The sequence below is a fragment of the Lysinibacillus sp. FN11 genome (assembly GCF_024628845.1).
Taxonomy (GTDB): domain Bacteria; phylum Bacillota; class Bacilli; order Bacillales_A; family Planococcaceae; genus Lysinibacillus; species Lysinibacillus capsici.
The window spans coordinates 3630029-3648096 of sequence record NZ_CP102383.1; the positions used below are offsets into that span (position 1 = coordinate 3630029).

The 18068-nt window shown below is 36.7% G+C and carries 17 protein-coding genes and 1 riboswitch; of the genes, 3 read left to right on the forward strand and 14 right to left on the reverse strand.

The window, feature by feature from the left end; all coding sequences use genetic code 11:
* Positions 1-15: 15 nt before the first annotated feature.
* The 6 genes from NP781_RS19250 to NP781_RS19275 all read right to left on the reverse strand — a co-directional run bounded on the left by NP781_RS19250 (position 16) and on the right by NP781_RS19275 (position 6022).
* On the reverse strand, positions 16-675 hold the full coding sequence (locus NP781_RS19250) for a hypothetical protein (protein WP_257520617.1): 660 nt from the start codon (positions 673-675) through the stop codon (positions 16-18).
* 137 nt (positions 676-812) lie between these two features.
* A complete protein-coding gene (locus NP781_RS19255) occupies positions 813-2303 on the reverse strand; it encodes a sodium:solute symporter family protein (protein ID WP_221682797.1) in 1491 nt (496 codons plus the stop codon).
* A 20-nt stretch (positions 2304-2323) separates the two neighbouring features.
* Positions 2324-3076, reverse strand: coding sequence for an SDR family NAD(P)-dependent oxidoreductase (locus NP781_RS19260; RefSeq protein ID WP_257520618.1), 753 nt, complete (start codon positions 3074-3076; stop codon positions 2324-2326).
* Positions 3066-4817, reverse strand: coding sequence for a methyl-accepting chemotaxis protein (locus NP781_RS19265; RefSeq protein WP_257520619.1), 1752 nt, complete (start codon positions 4815-4817; stop codon positions 3066-3068). Before NP781_RS19265 ends, NP781_RS19260 begins: the two co-directional genes overlap by 11 nt.
* A 105-nt stretch (positions 4818-4922) precedes the next feature.
* Positions 4923-5008, reverse strand: a riboswitch (cyclic di-GMP riboswitch).
* A gap of 193 nt (positions 5009-5201) precedes the next feature.
* Complete coding sequence (locus tag NP781_RS19270) at positions 5202-5396, reverse strand: hypothetical protein (protein WP_257520620.1); 195 nt, start codon at positions 5394-5396, stop codon at positions 5202-5204.
* A 131-nt stretch (positions 5397-5527) separates the two neighbouring features.
* Positions 5528-6022, reverse strand: a complete 495-nt coding sequence (locus NP781_RS19275) for a YehS family protein (RefSeq protein WP_103118849.1) — start codon at positions 6020-6022, stop codon at positions 5528-5530.
* A gap of 185 nt (positions 6023-6207) precedes the next feature.
* Here NP781_RS19275 and NP781_RS19280 point away from each other — a divergent pair, with 185 nt between their 5' ends.
* Positions 6208-6411: an alpha/beta-type small acid-soluble spore protein gene (locus NP781_RS19280; RefSeq protein ID WP_004225662.1), complete on the forward strand. Its 204-nt coding sequence runs from the start codon at positions 6208-6210 to the stop codon at positions 6409-6411.
* 70 nt (positions 6412-6481) lie between these two features.
* Here the strand turns inward: NP781_RS19280 and NP781_RS19285 are convergent, their stop codons facing one another.
* Together NP781_RS19285 and NP781_RS19290 are read right to left on the reverse strand one after the other, a co-directional pair.
* Complete coding sequence (locus tag NP781_RS19285; RefSeq protein WP_221682793.1) at positions 6482-7678, reverse strand: MFS transporter; 1197 nt, start codon at positions 7676-7678, stop codon at positions 6482-6484.
* A 303-nt stretch (positions 7679-7981) separates the two neighbouring features.
* Complete coding sequence (locus NP781_RS19290) at positions 7982-9319, reverse strand: trypsin-like peptidase domain-containing protein (protein ID WP_257520621.1); 1338 nt, start codon at positions 9317-9319, stop codon at positions 7982-7984.
* Between the two features lie 293 nt (positions 9320-9612).
* Here NP781_RS19290 and NP781_RS19295 point away from each other — a divergent pair, with 293 nt between their 5' ends.
* Positions 9613-9933 carry a YflT domain-containing protein gene (locus NP781_RS19295; protein WP_221682791.1) on the forward strand — a complete coding sequence of 107 codons (321 nt, stop codon included), beginning with the start codon at positions 9613-9615 and terminating at the stop codon, positions 9931-9933.
* Between the two features lie 224 nt (positions 9934-10157).
* Here the strand turns inward: NP781_RS19295 and NP781_RS19300 are convergent, their stop codons facing one another.
* From NP781_RS19300 to NP781_RS19320, 5 genes are all read right to left on the reverse strand, one after another.
* Positions 10158-10817 carry a zf-HC2 domain-containing protein gene (locus NP781_RS19300; RefSeq protein ID WP_257520622.1) on the reverse strand — a complete coding sequence of 220 codons (660 nt, stop codon included), beginning with the start codon at positions 10815-10817 and terminating at the stop codon, positions 10158-10160.
* Positions 10804-11298 (reverse strand): RNA polymerase sigma factor, encoded by a 495-nt coding sequence (locus NP781_RS19305; RefSeq protein ID WP_257520623.1) that lies wholly within the window; start codon positions 11296-11298, stop codon positions 10804-10806. Before NP781_RS19305 ends, NP781_RS19300 begins: the two co-directional genes overlap by 14 nt.
* A 487-nt stretch (positions 11299-11785) precedes the next feature.
* Positions 11786-12754, reverse strand: a complete 969-nt coding sequence (locus NP781_RS19310) for a tRNA dihydrouridine synthase (RefSeq protein WP_221682790.1) — start codon at positions 12752-12754, stop codon at positions 11786-11788.
* A gap of 306 nt (positions 12755-13060) precedes the next feature.
* The gene (locus tag NP781_RS19315) at positions 13061-14044 is read right to left on the reverse strand and encodes a bile acid:sodium symporter family protein (RefSeq protein WP_221682789.1); all 984 of its coding nucleotides are present in this window, start codon (positions 14042-14044) and stop codon (positions 13061-13063) included.
* 11 nt (positions 14045-14055) lie between these two features.
* Positions 14056-15441, reverse strand: coding sequence for an FAD-binding oxidoreductase (locus NP781_RS19320; protein WP_009374261.1), 1386 nt, complete (start codon positions 15439-15441; stop codon positions 14056-14058).
* Positions 15442-15666: 225 nt separating this feature from the next.
* Here NP781_RS19320 and NP781_RS19325 point away from each other — a divergent pair, with 225 nt between their 5' ends.
* Positions 15667-16392 (forward strand): FadR/GntR family transcriptional regulator, encoded by a 726-nt coding sequence (locus NP781_RS19325; RefSeq protein WP_221682788.1) that lies wholly within the window; start codon positions 15667-15669, stop codon positions 16390-16392.
* A 235-nt stretch (positions 16393-16627) separates the two neighbouring features.
* Here the strand turns inward: NP781_RS19325 and rlmD are convergent, their stop codons facing one another.
* Positions 16628-17995, reverse strand: a complete 1368-nt coding sequence (gene rlmD, locus NP781_RS19330) for a 23S rRNA (uracil(1939)-C(5))-methyltransferase RlmD (RefSeq protein ID WP_257522555.1) — start codon at positions 17993-17995, stop codon at positions 16628-16630.
* Positions 17996-18068 lie beyond the last annotated feature (73 nt).

Consider the following 18068-nt stretch of genomic DNA (forward strand, 5'->3'; position numbering starts at 1 on the left):
AGATAGCCTTTTCTCTTATTGCCAATGACTTATGGGCACGCGTTCCAATTCATGACGTTTAATAATAACACTTATCTTTTGAAACCATTTCTCACAAAGCTCCATGGCTTCTTTATAGTCATCTTCCTCTTTTGATATGGGATCTTCACTATTATCCATGAACATATATTCTTGAATAGGCTCTGATAAATGATCTACTACTAGCTTTAACGATAGCTGTGAGATTGTATCTTCTTCTACTTCCTCTGCTTCAGCAAGTAAGGAACCACTCATTAGATGATTCTTTGTTCTAACCGTAAATACTTCATCTTCCATGATGGCAACCTCATATATTCTGTTAAATGGAACCTCTATTATTTTTAGTTCTTCGTCTAAAGCTTCTCTTCGTGCGAAAATAAGCGTGTTTGTCTGTTCATTTAACAATAAAGCATTTAAAGCATCATTGGAAACTGTACAATGTGTATGAGGAATAGCCTTTATCTCCTCCTCACTAGCTTCCGTCATGGCTGTCAAAGTTTGTATGGCAATATAACGCTCTTTTAAATAACGGATACACCCTAGACCGACTAAAGCCAGCCCAATTAAAAAAAATAGTTGCTTAATAATGACTAATTCAATGGCATTTGCTAGATAAAGATAGACAATCCCTAATAAAATGAAGAAAATATTTTTCATTCAATTCCCGCCTTTATCAAGATAATCACTAGAAAAATTCAGATGATGTACTAGCAATAGTATTCTTGATTCTATCTTTTCATTCTAATAAAAAACACGAATTCATTGAACTTTACAATGAATCCGTGCTTTTGCTTTTAACGACCAATTAGCTCTTCTTTACTACTTACGTCGTCTAATGTTTTATCTTTTTCTATTTTGTGCATCTCAAGAACATGCTCAGATGGCGGAACGAGTAAGCTCACCACGACAATTGTGATACCAGTTATAACAACACCCGAAAATACAGGAGCCTGCCATAATTCATTTAATAGACCTATGAAGCCTTCTGATTGGATTGTCAGACTAGGTACGAATGTTAGTGATGTCACAATGTAATAAACTAAGCCAACGGAAATACTTGCCCAAACTGCTGGTGTACTGACACGTTTCCAAAATGGTCCTAAAACGATTGGCCAGAATATTGTTACGAATATAATATCCCAAGCTAAATAAGCTAAATCAATTACTTTTTGGAAGCTTACAGCTAGCACTAAACCTAATAAAGCACTGGCTAGAATAATAGATCGTGAAAATCTTAATAGCTTCTTAGGATCAGGATTACGATTAATAAAATCTAAATAAATATTCTTTGTCACAATTCCTGAAGTCGCTACATAACATGCAGCTACTGTAGACATCCCCATGGCTGCCATGGCTGTTAAGAAAATAGCTGCTAATAAAGGCGGAAAATAACCTTGTGCAAAGGTAAGCATCAATGTTTCCGGGTTTGTGCTCTCAGGATAAATAGACTTAAAGGCTTCCCCTAGCATCCCTGGAATCCAGCTAATTGCAATGACAATAATACCAGCAATAATCATACTTCGTTGTGCCACTCGCGGACTTTTCGCAGCAGCTACCCGCTGCCCAAGGTCAACTGCAGGGATATCTCCAAGTGCTAGTACAAGATACAAAGTCCAGAATTCTGCTCCTGCCTTCTCAAATAATGTACTGATATTCCACCACTCAGGATTAAATGTAACGTCTGGATAGTAAAACAAAATAAAAATGGTAATACCCAAAATACCTGCCACTGCAAGCGCACCTTGTACGATTTCAGTATAGGCAACTGCCCATAAACCACCAATAACTGAATAAATAGCCGTTAGTGATACAAATAGAAGCGCCGCAGGTATAAAATCAATTTGCAACAATTGCTGAATAATATAAGTTCCACCAACTGTTAACGCCGCTGCATTAAAAACACCAAAAGCAATTGCCATAACAACCCCTGTATAGGCTCCTAGCTTTTTACTGCCATAGCGTAAACCGTAGTAATCTGCTAATGTCCAGCCCTTTAGACGTCGTAATGGCTTTGTCCAAATGAGTGCTCCAAGAATCATACAAGTCCCTAGACCACCCATTGTTGCCGAACCTTCAAAGCCACCACTTGTATAGCCAGAGCCTACCGCTGCAAAAAAGAAGGGAGCTGCTAATAATGCAGCGACTAAACTACCCGTTACAACGGATAAAGGCATGCTCCAGCCAGCAACAATTAAATCCTCGGCTGTGTTGACACGCTTATAGCCTTTATAGCCAATATAATAGATAAATAATAAGTATAAGCAAAAGATAAAAATATTTAACATTATTTACTCCTCGTTTTCCATTATCCGTTCATTACGACCCCACCATTTGGCGTTAATATTTGACCTGTATAGAAGTCAGCATGATTAGAGGCTAAAAATAATACACTTTTCGCAATCTCTTCTGGTTGAGCTAAACGTTTTAATGGATATTTTGCGGATTCTTCCTCCACATAGTTATCGCCAAACTCTTGTAGAATGTCCGTAAATGTTCCACTAGGAGCAACTGCATTGACAAGTATAGAAGGTGCTAATTCTCTTGCTAAAGCCTTTGTAAAAGCATTGATAGCACCCTTCGCAGCTGAATAATGCGTGAATTCTTCACAACCCAAGCTACCAATATCAGATGAAATATTGATGATTTTTCCTGTATTACGTTCCTTCATTCTTTTAGCTGCTTCACGGCAATTATAGAAACAGCCATATAAATGAACTTTAATCATACGATCCCACTGCTCATCCGTTAATTCTGTAATGCTGGAACCCTGTGCAAATCCAGCGTTATTTACAAGAATATCAAGTTCCCCGAGATGCTCGTCCATAAATTGATGCATCGCCTGTACTTCTTGTGAATTAGAAACATCAGCATGGAATATTAAAGCTTTCCCACCAAACTTTTCTGCTTCTGCACGTACAGCTTCTGCCTCTTGCTCATCCCCAATATAATTAATTAAAATATTGGCTCCATGTTGTGCAAAGCCTAATGCAATGGCTTTACCGATTCCTTTACTAGAGCCTGTAATTAAAACATTTTTCCCTGTAAAATTAATGTCCATTATGATCATTCTCCAATTTGAATTTTGCCACAAGACCTTGCAACTCTTCTGCTGTTTTGCCCAGTGATGAAGAGGCATCCTTTACTTCCTGCATGGTAGATAATTGCTCTTGTGTAGATTTCGAGACATTTGAAGAAAACTCTGCTGACTGCTCTGCAGATTGTTTAATATTATTTACAGATGCCGCCACTTCTTCTGAGGATGCAGAAATTTGTTGTGAAGCAGCGGAAATTTCACGTATTTGGCTAGCTACTTCTTCTGATGAAGTAAGAATTTCTTTAAAGATTTCGCCTACTTCATTAGTAAATGCCATCCCTACCTTAACATCCTCTTTGCCTTTTTCCATAACCGTGATAGAAGCGTTTGAATCAGATTGAATAGAACTAATTAAATTGTAAATTTCTGTTGCTGATTGAGAGGATTGTTCAGCTAAGCGTCTCACCTCATCCGCAACAACGGCAAAGCCTTTACCATGTTCACCTGCTCGTGCCGCTTCGATGGCAGCATTTAATGCTAATAGATTTGTTTGATCGGCAATAGCAGTAATTAAGCTAACAATTTCACTTATTTTTTTCGTATTAACATGTAGTCCATTAATGGTTGTCCCTATTTGTTCAACAGAATCATTAATTAACTCCATTTGAGCAATAACTTGTTGGACAACTTCATTGCCTCGTTCAGAAGCCTGTGATGCTGAAATAGAGGATTCCGCAGCTACATTTGCAGAATCAGCAATTTGCTGAATACCTGTTGCAGTTTCTTCCATAGCAGCGGCTGTTTCCTCTGTCATGGTCATCGAGGCCTCAGCATTTTGAGTAATTTGATTCATGTCTAGTGCAATATTTGTTGAGCTGTTATAAGTTTCACCAGCATGCACCGTTAATTGATTGGCTGCTGAAGAAACGTGATTGGATGTATTGCGTATGTTTAAAATAATATGTTGCAAATTAGCCACCATTGTACGAATGGATTCAGATAATTTACCAATTTCATCCTTCGATGTCTCTAAATCAACCTCTATTAATTCACCATTTGCCACTTGATTGGCAACGTTCACTACTTTTTTCAGTGGCTTTAATAGTCGATCTATAATTATGTAAACTAAAACTAATAAAATTAAAATGCCGATAATGGCAATGACAATTTGCTTAATCACACTTGTTTTAATAATCGTATTGATATAATCAGCAGAGTAATCAATCCCTAATAGGGCAATCAGTTGGCCATTATCATCTTTAATAGGACTAAAAACCGTTCTCCAAGAACCAAAAGGATCCTCGAAAATAGCAGTTACCTCTGTACTATTATTTTCAATAGCTAATTTTGCTGTTTCTACATGTTCATCCGCTAAATCAGTAAAAATTTCACCAGCTTCATATACTTCATTTAGATTAGAGGTATAGCCAATTGGATTGACGCCACCCTCATCCTTGACATCCCAAATATAACTCCAGCTCATAATACCTTGCTGGTCCTGAATCATATCAAGTTGCTTTTGGATCTTAGTAAACTTTGCGTTTGTTTCCCCTTTTTCGGACAGCAAATCTTTTACTTCATCACTGTCTAAGTTCATAGCTGTTAATAAACCAACACTTTTTAATTCTTGCTCCAAATCTACATTCATCCGATTATTCAATTCACTAATACTTTGCGTCGTAATAATGGCGATAAGCAGTAATACAACGATAGAGACTGTTAGTAAAAGCTTATTTTTTAATGATGTGTTTTTTAACAACGTCATTTCCCCTTTTCCTCCTTTGAACTTTACTTGCAAAAAAATGCCTATTTCAAAAGAAATAGGCATAAAAGAACAAAAACTAGAATGAGAATGATACAACTAGCACTCTTTTGCAACCCAGCCGTCATAGCATTTATTGCCTTAGACCTGTAGCTTTGCGTCTCTACTTTTCAGTAAATTTACCTATATTTCCCTACCAAAATTAACACAGTAGGTAAAAGTAGTCAATGCTCTCTAGTTAAAACAACATATTTTATACTAGCTGTTCCTTCATTATTAATTATAGAAATTTTATTCATCTATTGAACAAACTAAAAACAGCTACAACCTCAATTAGCGTTGTAGCTGTCAACTTTCATTTCACTTACCCCTAAGTGTTTGAATAAATTATAAGTTTTGTGTGACAAGTAATACGGATGGTATAAAGGATAATGCAAACATAGCGATATACCATACGGAAGTACGACGTAATGAAAAGCGCACTTTTTTCCGTTCCGCATAAAAAATATCTAACATAACTGCAACAATAAAAGGCATTGTAATACATGCAATAGCTACTAATAAGATGTCAATATAAATCATACAAGCACCCCTTTGTCTGTGAACAATTTTCATCTTTTTTGTGAACATTTTGTGATAAATTTATTGTACACAATTTCGTCACAAATTGTCAACGAGTTTCAAAGAAAAAAATGGCACTTTATGATTGTGCATTATGCTCTATATTTATATGTTAAGCCCCTTAAAAAATTTCGTACGAATGAATCGCCACACTCTTTATAATTACGATGACTTGGATTTCTTAAAATAGCACCTAATTCACCTTTTGTTACTTTAATGCCTCCGTCATATAAAATTTCAAGCATCTCCTCAGTTGTTAAAGCTAAAGCAATTTTTACTTTCTTTAGTAGCATATTATTTGGGCTTTCTTTACCTGACACAGGTAACGGTCCAACAGCCTGTCCTTCCCTTGGTTTCTGAGGCCCGCGTTTAAAAGTAATTAATCCATTTAAAAATGCCTCTAACATTTTATTATTACATTTGATGTATTCTTCTGGCGCTTCTTCCTCATCATTAATCTTAATTAGCATATTTAATACTTCTTCCTTTGTATAATCCATGCCACCAAGTTTGAAAATTTCTACCATATCTACATTTTTTATATCGAACGCATAGCGTAAACGAATTAAGATATCATTATTCGTCATTATATGTTCCTCCTTTAATTAACCTTATATAGTAAAGAGCCAGGCTTAATTATAACAGAGAGTTTGCTGATTATTGCTAGCTTTCCACAAGTTGTTGTTGTTAGCAAATAGCGTGTGCATTTCCTACTTTTTAAATGTATGAAAAATTTAATCGCAACCATTCTAAGGTCAAGGAGGTGAGAACAATGGCTAACAATAACCGCAGTTCAAATAAACTTCTAGTACCTGGTGTACATGAGGCAGTCAATCAAATGAAATATGAAATTGCACAAGAGTTTGGCGTTCAGCTTGGGCCAGAAGCATCTTCTCGCGCAAATGGTTCCGTTGGAGGAGAGATTACAAAGCGCCTTGTTGAAATCGCTGAAAAACGTTCAAAAGGTTTATTATAATTAAATACTAATAAGAAAAGAACGAATCCCATTTGCAGAAGTGGAATTCGTTCTTTCGTGCTCGATAAAATTATGCTGTTTGCAATCCCTTACCTGAGCTCTTAAGCGTTAGCATGACGATAAAGGAAATACAATACAGCGCTGCTAAGTAAATCATAACGACAGTCATATCGTAGCTTTGTAAAATAAAGCCGACAAAGATTGGTGAGAATCCACCTATAGCTCGTCCAAAATTAAAAATGGTGTTTGTTGCTGTACTGCGAATTTGTACTGGATAAAAGCTACTAATTAATGCACCATACCCTGCAAACATTCCATTAGAAAAGAATCCTACAACCGCACCGCCTACTAATATCGCTACTGCACCTGTTGCAAACGAGTAAAGGAATACAGCACCTGCAGAGGCTACTAAGAAGATACCGAAAGTTCGCTTTGCTCCAAAACGATCCATAAATCTACCAAATGTCAGCATTCCAATGATCATGCCAACTGCGGTACTAATTGTCCACAATGCTGAACTTGAAACCGATAAACCTTGCGATTTCTGTAACATCGAAGGTAGCCAAATCATCAGACCATTATAGCCTGCAATTTGAACAGTAGCCATTAGAATTAGGGAAAGTGTTGTCATGGTGATACGAGGTGAAGCAAATAATTGTGCTAATTTCCCGTTCTCTTTCTTATTATTTTGTTGTTTCTGCGCAGCTAACCATTCTGGTGATTCATCAATATTTTTACGTACGATAAAGGCGAAAATAACTGGTAGTAATCCTACAAAGAATAATGCACGCCACCCTAAAGTTGGTAAAATAATAGCACTTAATAAAGCAGCTAAAATTACCCCATATTGTGCACCTACACTGACATAAGAGGATGCTCTGCCTTGTTTATTCTTTGGCCAAGCCTCCGCCACAAGCGCCATCCCAATACCATATTCTCCGCCAGCACCTAAACCAGCAATAAATCTATAAACATAAACTTGTTCAATACTTGTTGCTACTCCTGTTAAGGCCGTTCCTATGGCAAACAGAATAATCGTATACGTAAACACTTTTACTCGACCATATTTATCTGCTAACACACCAAAAACAATACCACCCAGTAGCATCCCAATATTCGTGATGGATGAAATCAATCCACCTGTTGCAAGATCAATATTAAATTCTGCAATAATCATTGTCATAGCAAAGGAAATAAACATAATGTCCATTCCTTCTAGCGTTAGCCCTGCCACTGAAGCGACCACGGTTTTTTTACGATAATCCATTCTTTTTAGCCTCCAATTTTCTAGTTGTCGATCTCTTTTAGTGAATGGATTATAGCTGTCTTGTCCATTCTCTTTTGAAGCCTCACAGGACTCCCTTTAAAAGAGGAGTATGGAACAATAATAAAAGCCCTTCCGTCACAGAGGACAAAAGGGCATGACAAAGCAAAGATATTAGCTTAAAAATATCACATAGCCCTTTTCAGCCTCTCTGGACCGTATTAAAGGATTTATATATCGTTCATTTATACCGTTCTACATTCTATAAGATTACCAAATAAAAAGCAATGGTGGAATAGTGGAAATTCAACTCGGTATTTCTATAAAGTTTTGAGCAAACTGATAAATTAGATTGGCAGGTACAGCCAAATTAAGGTTTTGACCATCATCGAAGCCTGCAGTAATCAGACCAACCAATTGACCATACATATCCAATAAGGCCCCACCCGAACTGCCATTTGATATAGCAGCTGTAAATTGAATCATAGACATTTGCCGTATATCACGAAAACCAGAAACAATCCCATCAGAAACCGAGTTAAACAATCCTAAAGGACTGCCAATCGCCACAATTTTTTGCCCTCGAACTAATTGTCCATCCATTTTAACAGGTAAAGGGTGGCTTCTTCTGTCTACCTTCAAAATAGCCAAATCATGCATATCATGATATTTCACAAATTGATGGGTTATATACTCGTTGGTATCATTTTCATAGAGCACAGAATAATATTTTCCACCACCCACAACATGCAAGTTTGTTAAAATATATCCATCTTGGTGGAGAATAACACCAGAGCCATAGCATAAAACCTTATCATCCTCCCCGAAGGTCTTAATCATCACAACAGATGTGGCTAAGGAGGCTAATTGCTCATAGCTCCACTCTTCTGTTACATTCGTTTTTTGAACAGGGATGTTCAATTGTCTTGAAGTACTTTTAATAGGCAATGTTATTTCCTTTTCATAGAAATGACGACACATATGTAAGGTAGATGACGCTTCTATTATAGGGTACAAATTGGCAATATCTCCTTTAGGATTCATGTAACAAATATCGCACCCCAGTGACGATAAGAAATATAAAAATAGTAATTCATGCTGCGTAATGTCACCTATAAAAACAATTTTTGGGGACATTGGATTTTCCTCAGAAAAAATTTGTGGTAAATAATAATCCATCCAATACAAAAATTTAACTGCAAAATTTTTTAACAAAGTTTCATTAGGATAAGGCTGATTTTCTTTAAATAGTTGAATCATCTGTTTAAAGCTTAGCTTTTTTGTCCATTCAAGTTGATCACTCGCTAATTTACTGCACAAAGATAGCTTATACAGTAATTGCGGGTTTTCAGCAGCAGTCTGCCACATTCTCCAACTTTCTGACAATCTATCTACATCTTCCTTATTACGAATGACCTCAAGCTTATGCAGTCGTAAATAAAATACGCTTTGCTTGGAGAAATACTCCTCCATTTGTAAAATCTCATCTTTATAAAAATCTACCGAATCAGGTATACCGATATAGCGTAGAAAAACAACTTCCTTCGTAAGGGAATGATTGTTGTGATGAATTTGCATAAACTCCTGAAAAGTATTTACTGATTTATTATATTTAATTTTTAACGGTCTAGTTGTCACAATCATCTTCATACAACTCCTATAAGCTCGTCATTACATATAATGGTACTCACTATACAATTCTCTGATGTTTCTCTAAATCCTCTATTGATGCAAACAAAAAAGTCCTACTCTATAAAGAATTGGACGTAGCTTTAGAATAAAGATTTAGAATAACAACTTCCATTGTTTTCGAGTTGTTCATTAGTATTCCATTAGTTGTTCATGCCACTCTAACATAATTAAAAACAAAAAAGATGTTTTATTCATTTAATTTAGTGGAATAGATTGAATGTGAACATATATAGGAGGGATCATTAATGACAGTCAAATTGACAGTAGAAAACGTAGTACAGGCGAAAAAAGAAGTGGAGAAATTAGAAGCGCAAGGGTATCTTCGAGATAACATTTACATCTTTGCGCACTATGAAGAACGTGAAGATGATATTAACGAAGCACTTGGGACTGAAGAAGCTGGTATTAGCGAGCAAGGGTTCCTGACTTCGATGAAGAACCTGGTGAATTCCCGTGGAGATGAACTCCGCAACAAGTTAGCTTCTGTCGGATTAAGTGAATCGGAAGCTGCTCAATTCGAAAAGGAACTGGATACAGGTAAATTGGTCATAGTTGCCAATAAGTAAAAACAAACCCGGGAATCAAATCCCGGGTTTGTTTCATTTTACACCTTCGTCTCTGTATTCAAGATAGCCTTTCAACTATTGTCAATGATCTGCTCGAGGAAATTTTCTTCTTCTTCATTAAAGAGTCTTCTTCAACAATATGGCTCTATTCATAAAGAATGACACTTATCCTTATTATAGAAAATCGCCCGATAATCGAATAACTAAATATGATTTCAATCAGTTTATTTCTCCCAAATTAATACAGCATGTTCTAAAGCTGAATCCCAAGAATCCTTTCCTCCTGGAACCATCTCTTCTGAATCAAATTCCACATAATATACCGCATCATTGTTTCCACTTTCAGGTAGAACAAAGGTATCTTCTTGTCCAAGCCTCTTTTCATCATCAATCAGGTTTCTCGAAGGCGAATCAGCCACTGTTTTTGTATAATAAATAAAACTCACAATCTTTTTCTCTCCATCAATTTCAATTCCCATAGGAAACGTTCCGTGAACACCTGCACGGCTTTTGCCATAATATCGGGAAACCAACTGATGATCATTTTGTCTTTCGATTTTGATCAAATCTTCCGAATAAGGAATAACCGTTTCAAAATAGAAAACAGACAAATAGGTCCCCAATAAAATAAGTGCCGTTATGAAAACCGAAGTAATGGAAATGATCACTTTTTTCTTACGCCATTTTTTACTGATCTCTTTAAATTGAAAAGCCTTATTTTCTGCCGGGATATAAAGTTCCTGTTTCATAGCTTCATATTCTTTTTGACATTTTTCACAATGCTGTAAATGTTCGTCTACCATTTCTTTTGTATCTTCACTAACTACCTCATCAACATACAGAGGTAAAACATCTTGAATAATTGTGCATTTAATCTCTTTCATAATTCATCGCCTCCATATACTCGATAATTTGTTTTCTCGCTCTGTAAAAGGTAACCCTTGCCCACCCTGCACTTTTTCCAAAAAGACGTCCTATCTTTTCAAAAGGTAATTCTCCAAAAGTACGTAAGGAAAAGACCTCCTTATATGGCTCATTCATCGAGTGAAGAAACTGATGAACCATGAAGGCATCTTCTTCATTCATCAAATGCTTTATAATTTGCACTTCCGTACTTGATTCTTCTACTGCACCTGAATCTACTTGTCGTTTCTTTCTTTTGTAGTGTGAGAAATATGTATTTTTCGCAATTGTAAAAAGCCATGCTCGAATATCCTTAGAACCATCAAATTTTTTTATTGCTTTTAATGCCTTAAAAAATGCTTCTTGTGTTATTTCCTCGGCTATGCGCTCATCGTGACTTAATGATAGGATATATAAATAAACTTCTTTAAAGTATTCCTGATAGATTTCCTCAAAGTCCACCTATTTTCACCCCTTTCACTTATATAACTCTTAGAATTTAATTACGTTACAAAAATATGTTATTTTCTATTACCAATCTACAAATGATTCAGGGGCAATATTGTTATTTTCACAAAAATAACAATAGGCATATTCAAAAGAATATACCTCATCCTTCTTTAACTTCTTCTATCATTTAAGCACAAGATCATTATAAGAATTAGTTAATTTCTTTAATATTCTTCCTCTATTAAATGGGCCTTTTATGAAGAAAGACGCTTTCCTTATTTCAGAAATTCACCTTTCTAAATTAATAGGACTAAAAGTAGGACTTGTCTAAATAAAAAACAGAGCATAAAAACAAGAGGCCTTCCACTAGCATTTGAAGCCAAAACATCAATAGCGATAAATTGAAAGGAGCAAAGAAAGAGAAATCTCATCCCAAAATCTTTGCTCCTACTTCTACTGTTATTTACTTGACTTTATTGGTGGTTTCATCATTTCATTGTCATTCAATATTGTTTGATTCAAAGTTGTCTAGCAATACACGCACTTCATCCGTTGATTTTGTGTTCATCAATTGACTTCTTAATTCACCAGCTCCTCTGAATCCTTTGACATAAATTTTGAAGAAGCGATGAAGCCCTGTGATGGAACGTGGTAGTTCTTCCGAGTATTGATCTTGAAGATCGAGCTGCAGTCTTAAAAGATTAAGATATTCTTTACTGCTATGCTCTTTTGGCTCTTTTTCAAAAGCAAAAGGATTTTTAAAAATACCTCGTCCAATCATCACGCCATCAATACCGTATTGTTCAGCTAGCTGCAGTCCCGTTTGACGGTCAGGAATATCTCCATTGATCGTGAGTAGCGTATTAGGTGCAATACGATCACGTAACTTTTTGATTTCTGGAATGAGCTCCCAATGCGCATTTACTAGGCTCATTTCCTTTCTTGTTCGTAGATGAATCGAAAGGTTCGCTATATCCTGCTTTAAAATATGCGTTAGCCACTCTTCCCACTCATTTACATCCTTGTAGCCAAGTCGCGTTTTCACGCTAACAGGCAGTCCGCCCGCTTTTGCTGCTTGAATCAATTCTGCCGCAACATCTGGTCGGAGAATTAGGCCACTCCCCTTCCCTCTTGATGCTACATTTGGTACAGGGCAGCCCATGTTAATATCAATACCTTTAAATCCTAGCTCTGCCATGCCAATACTCATTTCACGGAAATACTCGGGATTATCTCCCCAAATATGTGCCACCATTGGCTGCTCATCTTCTGTAAAGAGCAAACGGCCACGCACACTTTTCTTTCCCTCTGGATGACAGTAGCTATCCGAATTTGTAAACTCAGTAAAAAACACATCTGGTCGACCTGCTTCACTTACAACGTGACGAAATACAACATCTGTCACATCTTCCATCGGTGCCAATACAAAAAATGGCCGTGGTAAATCACGCCAAAAATTATCGTTCATGTTATTTCCAATTCCTCTCACTATGGACATATTGATACATTTGCCTCATTACCTAATAGAGGTAGAAGTATTCTTTATCAAGAATTAATGTAAAAATCAACAATGTTTATTTTAACGAAAATCCGTCCTAAATGATATTTTAAAAAATAAAAAAGCAGATGGATAGCTTGTTTCTATCTCATCTACTTTTATTATACCTAATTTTCATTTCTATATTTTTTCGAATGGATCAATTTGTGAGGTGGATTTAAACAAAATAGATAATATGACTGCAATACAAGCCGTAGACATCGAATATTTACTCTCCTATATTTGAGTTCTGCCGTTATCTTCTTGTATCTGTTTAGTATGTTGTACCTTTAGTATCTCTGGTTTTTTTGACCAATAGGTAGCGAGAATTGGACCAGAAATATTATGCCAAACAGCCCCAAGTACACTAGGTAAGGCCGCTAAGGGACCGAAGTGGGCAGTGGCTAGCGCTACACCTAGACCAGAGTTCTGCATTCCAACTTCTATTGAAATAGCTCTTCGATTACTTTCATCGAGGCCTAATAGACGAGCTGTTATATAACCAAATAACAATCCGAATGCATTATGAAGCACTACAGCTGCAAAAATAATGGAGCCTGCCGAAGCGATGGTATCAACATTACCAGCAACAACAGCGGATACAATAATCATAATAGCAACTACTGAAATAAGAGGAATCACATTAATACTTTTTTCTACGATTTGAGGAACAACTCTTCTTATAACAATCCCTAGGATAATAGGGAAAATAATTACTTGAATAATTGAAGTAAACATTGCTATTGGATCAACTGGCATCCATTTACCTGCAAGTAATAATAGGATGAGTGGTGTGGCAATTGGAGCTAATAATGTCGAAAAGGATGTCATTGTGATGGACAAAGGTACATTTCCTTTAGCTAAATACACCATGACGTTTGAAGCAGTTCCACCAGGTACAGATCCAAGAAGGACTAGCCCTGCAGCTAATTCTGCTGGCAAGTTCATTATATAAGCAATTAAAAAAGCGGCAAGTGGCATGATAACATATTGAGCACATACACCAATAATGACTGGTACTGGATTCGTTATAACCAATTTAAAATCAACTGCTTTTAACGTTAGACCCATGCCAAACATAACAATGCCTAGCAAAATCGTGATATACCCTCCAAATATTAAAAAGGGCTCCGAAGCTATAAAAGCAATAACAGCAATACAAATAACCCAGATGGCGAAATATTTTCCAGCTATCGTACTAATCGCTTCTAAAATTTTCATAATTCCACTCCCTATATTTTTATTTTCAATATTTTATTCGGATTGAAAAGTGTGTCAGGGTCAAGTGCTTGTTTAATCTTTTCCATCACTAGAAGTGCTTTACCGTGTTCTTTCTCTTGATATTTCTGCTTACCAATGCCCACACCATGTTCTCCTGTACAAGTTCCTCCTCGTTCAAGTGCATACATCACAATCAATTCATTCAATTCATCAGCTTTCTTTATTTCTTTTGGATCATTCATATCAATCATTAATAGTACATGGAAATTGCCATCACCAACATGTCCAACAACCCCACCTGTAAGCGCTAACATATCAAGTGCTTCTCTTGCATGTTCTATAGCACCTGCTAATTCGGATATCGGTAAGCAAACATCGGTTACCATTAGTTTTTTTCCTGGGTGTCCATGGACATAGGCGTAAGCTAAATTATGGCGAGCTTCCCATAGCTGATTTCGGGCTGCATTATCCATCTCAAATTCAATATTTTCACAATTATGAGCCGCTACAATCTCTTTCATAAATTCTACATCTTGCCTTAAGCCAGCCTCATTCCCCTCAAACTCTAAAAATAAGGTTGGTTGTTCCTCATAAGCTGTTTGACTATACAAGTTCACTTGCTTCATTGAGGGTTCATCTACAAGTTCGACTCTTGCAATGGGAATTGCCGCTTGTAGAATACTCACCACTCCTTCCACAGCATCATTCACTGTTTTGAAGGACGCTCTAGCAGCCATTACACATTCAGGAATACCATAGACTCTTAACGTCAATTCAGTAAAACAACCAAGTGTTCCCTCAGACCCAACGAAAAGCCCATTTAAATGATAGCCTGATGAAGATTTTTCTGCTAAATTTCCTGTATGAATCACTGTTCCATCTGAGAGAACAACTTCTAAATCTCGAACTTGATCGCGCATAGTTCCATATTTAACAGATGTTGTCCCACTAGCATTTGTTGCCGCCATTCCTCCAATTGTTGCATCTGCTCCTGGGTCTACAGTGAAAAATAATCCATATTTCTTCAATTCTTTATTTAACTGAGAACGCGTTACCCCTGGTTGAACTTTCACAAGAAAGTCCTTCTCTCTAACTTCTACTATTCTGTTCATAAGTGAAAAATCAATCGTTATCCCATGATTATAAGGGATGACATGTCCTTCTAAGCTTGTTCCTCTTCCAAATGGCACTATCGGTACTTTGTATTGATTTGCTATGTTAATTATTTTACTCACTTCTTCTGTCTTTGTCGGAAACACCACAATATCAGGAAGACTGGCGCTATGATAGGATTCATCACTGCTATGCTGTTCTAAAATCGTTTGATTGATTGTCACTTCAATTTCTGGAAGAACACTTCGTAGAGCCATCACTAATTCTTCATTTGTAGTAATCATTTTTTCCTTCCCCTTTTACTCTCATAGTATTTTGAGTGTTTAATTGATAAATTTATATGTCATACCAATTTTCTATATTCTTTTAATTGGTCCAACCTTTTTACATTGTACTAAATATTCAGAAAATATCAACTATTAATTTTTTTCTTAAATTGATAAACATGCTGTATTTCTGTATGATTAAAGCGTTTATAGTACTATGTATTTAAGGTGGTGAGATAGGTAATGCCTCAACCAAAGAAAAAAGCATATCAAGTTATTGTTGATCAAATAAAGGAATATTTTTTAAATGGTGAATTACAGCCTGGGGATAAACTCCCGACAGAAAGAGAATTAGCGAGTCGTTTTAATGTCAGTCGAACATCGGTGAGAGAGGCACTTCGAAAACTTGAAATAAAGGGATTTATTGAAATTAAACAAGGCAGTGGTAGCTTTATTAAAACTGCTGAATCCCATACTTTAAGCGAAGAGCTTTCCTCTACAATAATAAATACTGAAAAAAAATTAATTTATGAAATGTTGGAACTTCGCCAAGCACTTGAAGTAGAGTGTGCCTTTTTAGCTTCACGACGAGCTACTTCTGTAGACTTAGAACGAATTAGCAAAGCATTAGACATGATGGATCAAGGTAAAAATGATGTAGAATTAGGAATTCAAGCAGACCTAAGTTTCCATCTTAATATTGTACTTGCTTCACATAACTCAATATTTTTACAATTATTTCAAACCCTTAGTGAGCATATGCAAGATACAATCCGAGCTACCCGTAGACAACGCTTGGAAGATTCGGAACGAACGCAAGAGACCATCGATGAACATAAAAGAATTTACTTAGCCATCGCTTCTGGAGATGCGAACCAAGCTAAGCAACTCATGGAAAACCATATCACGCAAATAAGACGAGAATTGACAGAGTCTCTTTTAAGTCATATTGGAGAAAAAAACAATTAAAACTAGAGATATACAATTTTATATAGTTTATAAGTGATGAGATGTTTTGAATGGTTTTTGTCAATGTGAATTGACTCAATTAGTGAAGATTTCAGATGGATGAAATTACATCGAAAAAAAACTCGGATTCGTATTTGATCGAATCCGAGTTTTTATTGATAAACAAAAAATTATTTCAACTGAAATCCGTCCTAAAACGATAATTTTTTATTGTGTAGGTGAGTTTAGTAATGTGTTAGTCGTTTAACTTCAACCATGCTACTGCTTCACAATGCGTCGAATGCGGGAACATATCTACTGGCTGAATTTCCTGTGTGTGATAGCCGCCATCCTCTAAAATGCGAAGATCGCGCGCTAGTGTGGCTGGATTACAGGATACGTAGACCACTCGTTTTGGTCGTTGCTCTAGAATAGTAGTTAGCAGTGCTTCATCGCAACCTTTGCGCGGTGGATCAACTACTAGTACGTCTGCTTCCTTGCCTTCTTTATACCATCTTGGGATAACTTCCTCTGCTGGGCCTGCTTCAAAATAAGTATTTGTAAAGCCATTAAGTAGTGCGTTGCGTTTGGCATCTTCAATCGCTTGTGGGACAATTTCCACGCCCATGACGGCCTTTGCTTTTTGAGCAAGGAATAAAGAAATCGTACCAATTCCACAATACGCATCAATGACACGTTCATCTCCCTGCAAGTCAGCATAATCTAGTGCTTGCTTGTAGAGGACCTCTGTTTGCTCTGGGTTGACTTGGTAGAAGGAACGAGCCGAGATTTCAAAACGTACATCACCAATAGTATCAATAATAATGTCTTTACCCCAAAGGTTGATTGTGTCATCACCAAAAATAACATTGGTTTTCTCACTATTCACATTTTGCATAATCGATGTAACGTTTGGCACTAGCTTTTTGATTACTGTAATAGCTGCCTCTTTTTGTGGGAACTTTTTCTTTTTCGTTACAAGGACAACCATGACCTCGCCTGTTGCTCGTGCTTTACGTATAACGACATGACGCAACATGCCCTCATGTGTATGCTCATTGTAAGAGCGAATACCTAACGTTGCTAATTCCTTTTTCAAGCCTGCAAGAATTGCATCTGCTTCTCCTGTTTGAATTAAACAGCGATCCATATCTACAATGCTATGCGTTTTTGTTTTATAAAAGCCTGCAATCGCTTGTCCTGCTTCATTTTCAGAGAAAGGAATTTGGGCTTTATTACGATAGTGCCAAGGTTCTTTCATACCTTTTACTGGGTGAACAGGTGCATTAATTTTACCAATCCGCTGCATCACATTGCGCACCATATTTTCTTTCCATTTTAGCTGCCCCTCATAGGATAAATGCTGTAATTGGCAGCCGCCACACTGCTTGAAGTAATCACATGGAGCTTCAACACGGTCTGGAGATGGCCTGATAATATCTATTACCTTTGCAAAGCCATAGTTTTTTAATGTTTTTAACACATGGATTTCGGCCGTTTCGTTTGGCAGTGCGCCTTGTATGAATAGTGGATAACCTTCAACCTTTGCGACACCATTGCCATCATGCGTTAGATCTTCTATATAAACTGAAAGTCGTTCATTTTTTTTCACGGGTGCTGACATTCGTACATCCTCCATTTCAATCTCCTTATTGTAGCATGTGTTGGCGAATGAAAAAAGAACAAGACTTGGCTGT

Coding starts and splice junctions, on each gene's coding strand:
- NP781_RS19250 (WP_257520617.1), bottom strand. CDS start 675: ATGAAAAATATTTTCTTCATTTTATTAGGGATTGTCTATCTTTATCTA.
- NP781_RS19255 (WP_221682797.1), bottom strand. CDS start 2,303: ATGTTAAATATTTTTATCTTTTGCTTATACTTATTATTTATCTATTAT.
- NP781_RS19260 (WP_257520618.1), bottom strand. CDS start 3,076: ATGGACATTAATTTTACAGGGAAAAATGTTTTAATTACAGGCTCTAGT.
- NP781_RS19265 (WP_257520619.1), bottom strand. CDS start 4,817: ATGACGTTGTTAAAAAACACATCATTAAAAAATAAGCTTTTACTAACA.
- NP781_RS19270 (WP_257520620.1), bottom strand. CDS start 5,396: ATGATTTATATTGACATCTTATTAGTAGCTATTGCATGTATTACAATG.
- NP781_RS19275 (WP_103118849.1), bottom strand. CDS start 6,022: ATGACGAATAATGATATCTTAATTCGTTTACGCTATGCGTTCGATATA.
- NP781_RS19280 (WP_004225662.1), top strand. CDS start 6,208: ATGGCTAACAATAACCGCAGTTCAAATAAACTTCTAGTACCTGGTGTA.
- NP781_RS19285 (WP_221682793.1), bottom strand. CDS start 7,678: ATGGATTATCGTAAAAAAACCGTGGTCGCTTCAGTGGCAGGGCTAACG.
- NP781_RS19290 (WP_257520621.1), bottom strand. CDS start 9,319: ATGATTGTGACAACTAGACCGTTAAAAATTAAATATAATAAATCAGTA.
- NP781_RS19295 (WP_221682791.1), top strand. CDS start 9,613: ATGACAGTCAAATTGACAGTAGAAAACGTAGTACAGGCGAAAAAAGAA.
- NP781_RS19300 (WP_257520622.1), bottom strand. CDS start 10,817: ATGAAAGAGATTAAATGCACAATTATTCAAGATGTTTTACCTCTGTAT.
- NP781_RS19310 (WP_221682790.1), bottom strand. CDS start 12,754: ATGAACGATAATTTTTGGCGTGATTTACCACGGCCATTTTTTGTATTG.
- NP781_RS19315 (WP_221682789.1), bottom strand. CDS start 14,044: ATGAAAATTTTAGAAGCGATTAGTACGATAGCTGGAAAATATTTCGCC.
- NP781_RS19320 (WP_009374261.1), bottom strand. CDS start 15,441: ATGATTACTACAAATGAAGAATTAGTGATGGCTCTACGAAGTGTTCTT.
- NP781_RS19325 (WP_221682788.1), top strand. CDS start 15,667: ATGCCTCAACCAAAGAAAAAAGCATATCAAGTTATTGTTGATCAAATA.
- rlmD (WP_257522555.1), bottom strand. CDS start 17,995: ATGTCAGCACCCGTGAAAAAAAATGAACGACTTTCAGTTTATATAGAA.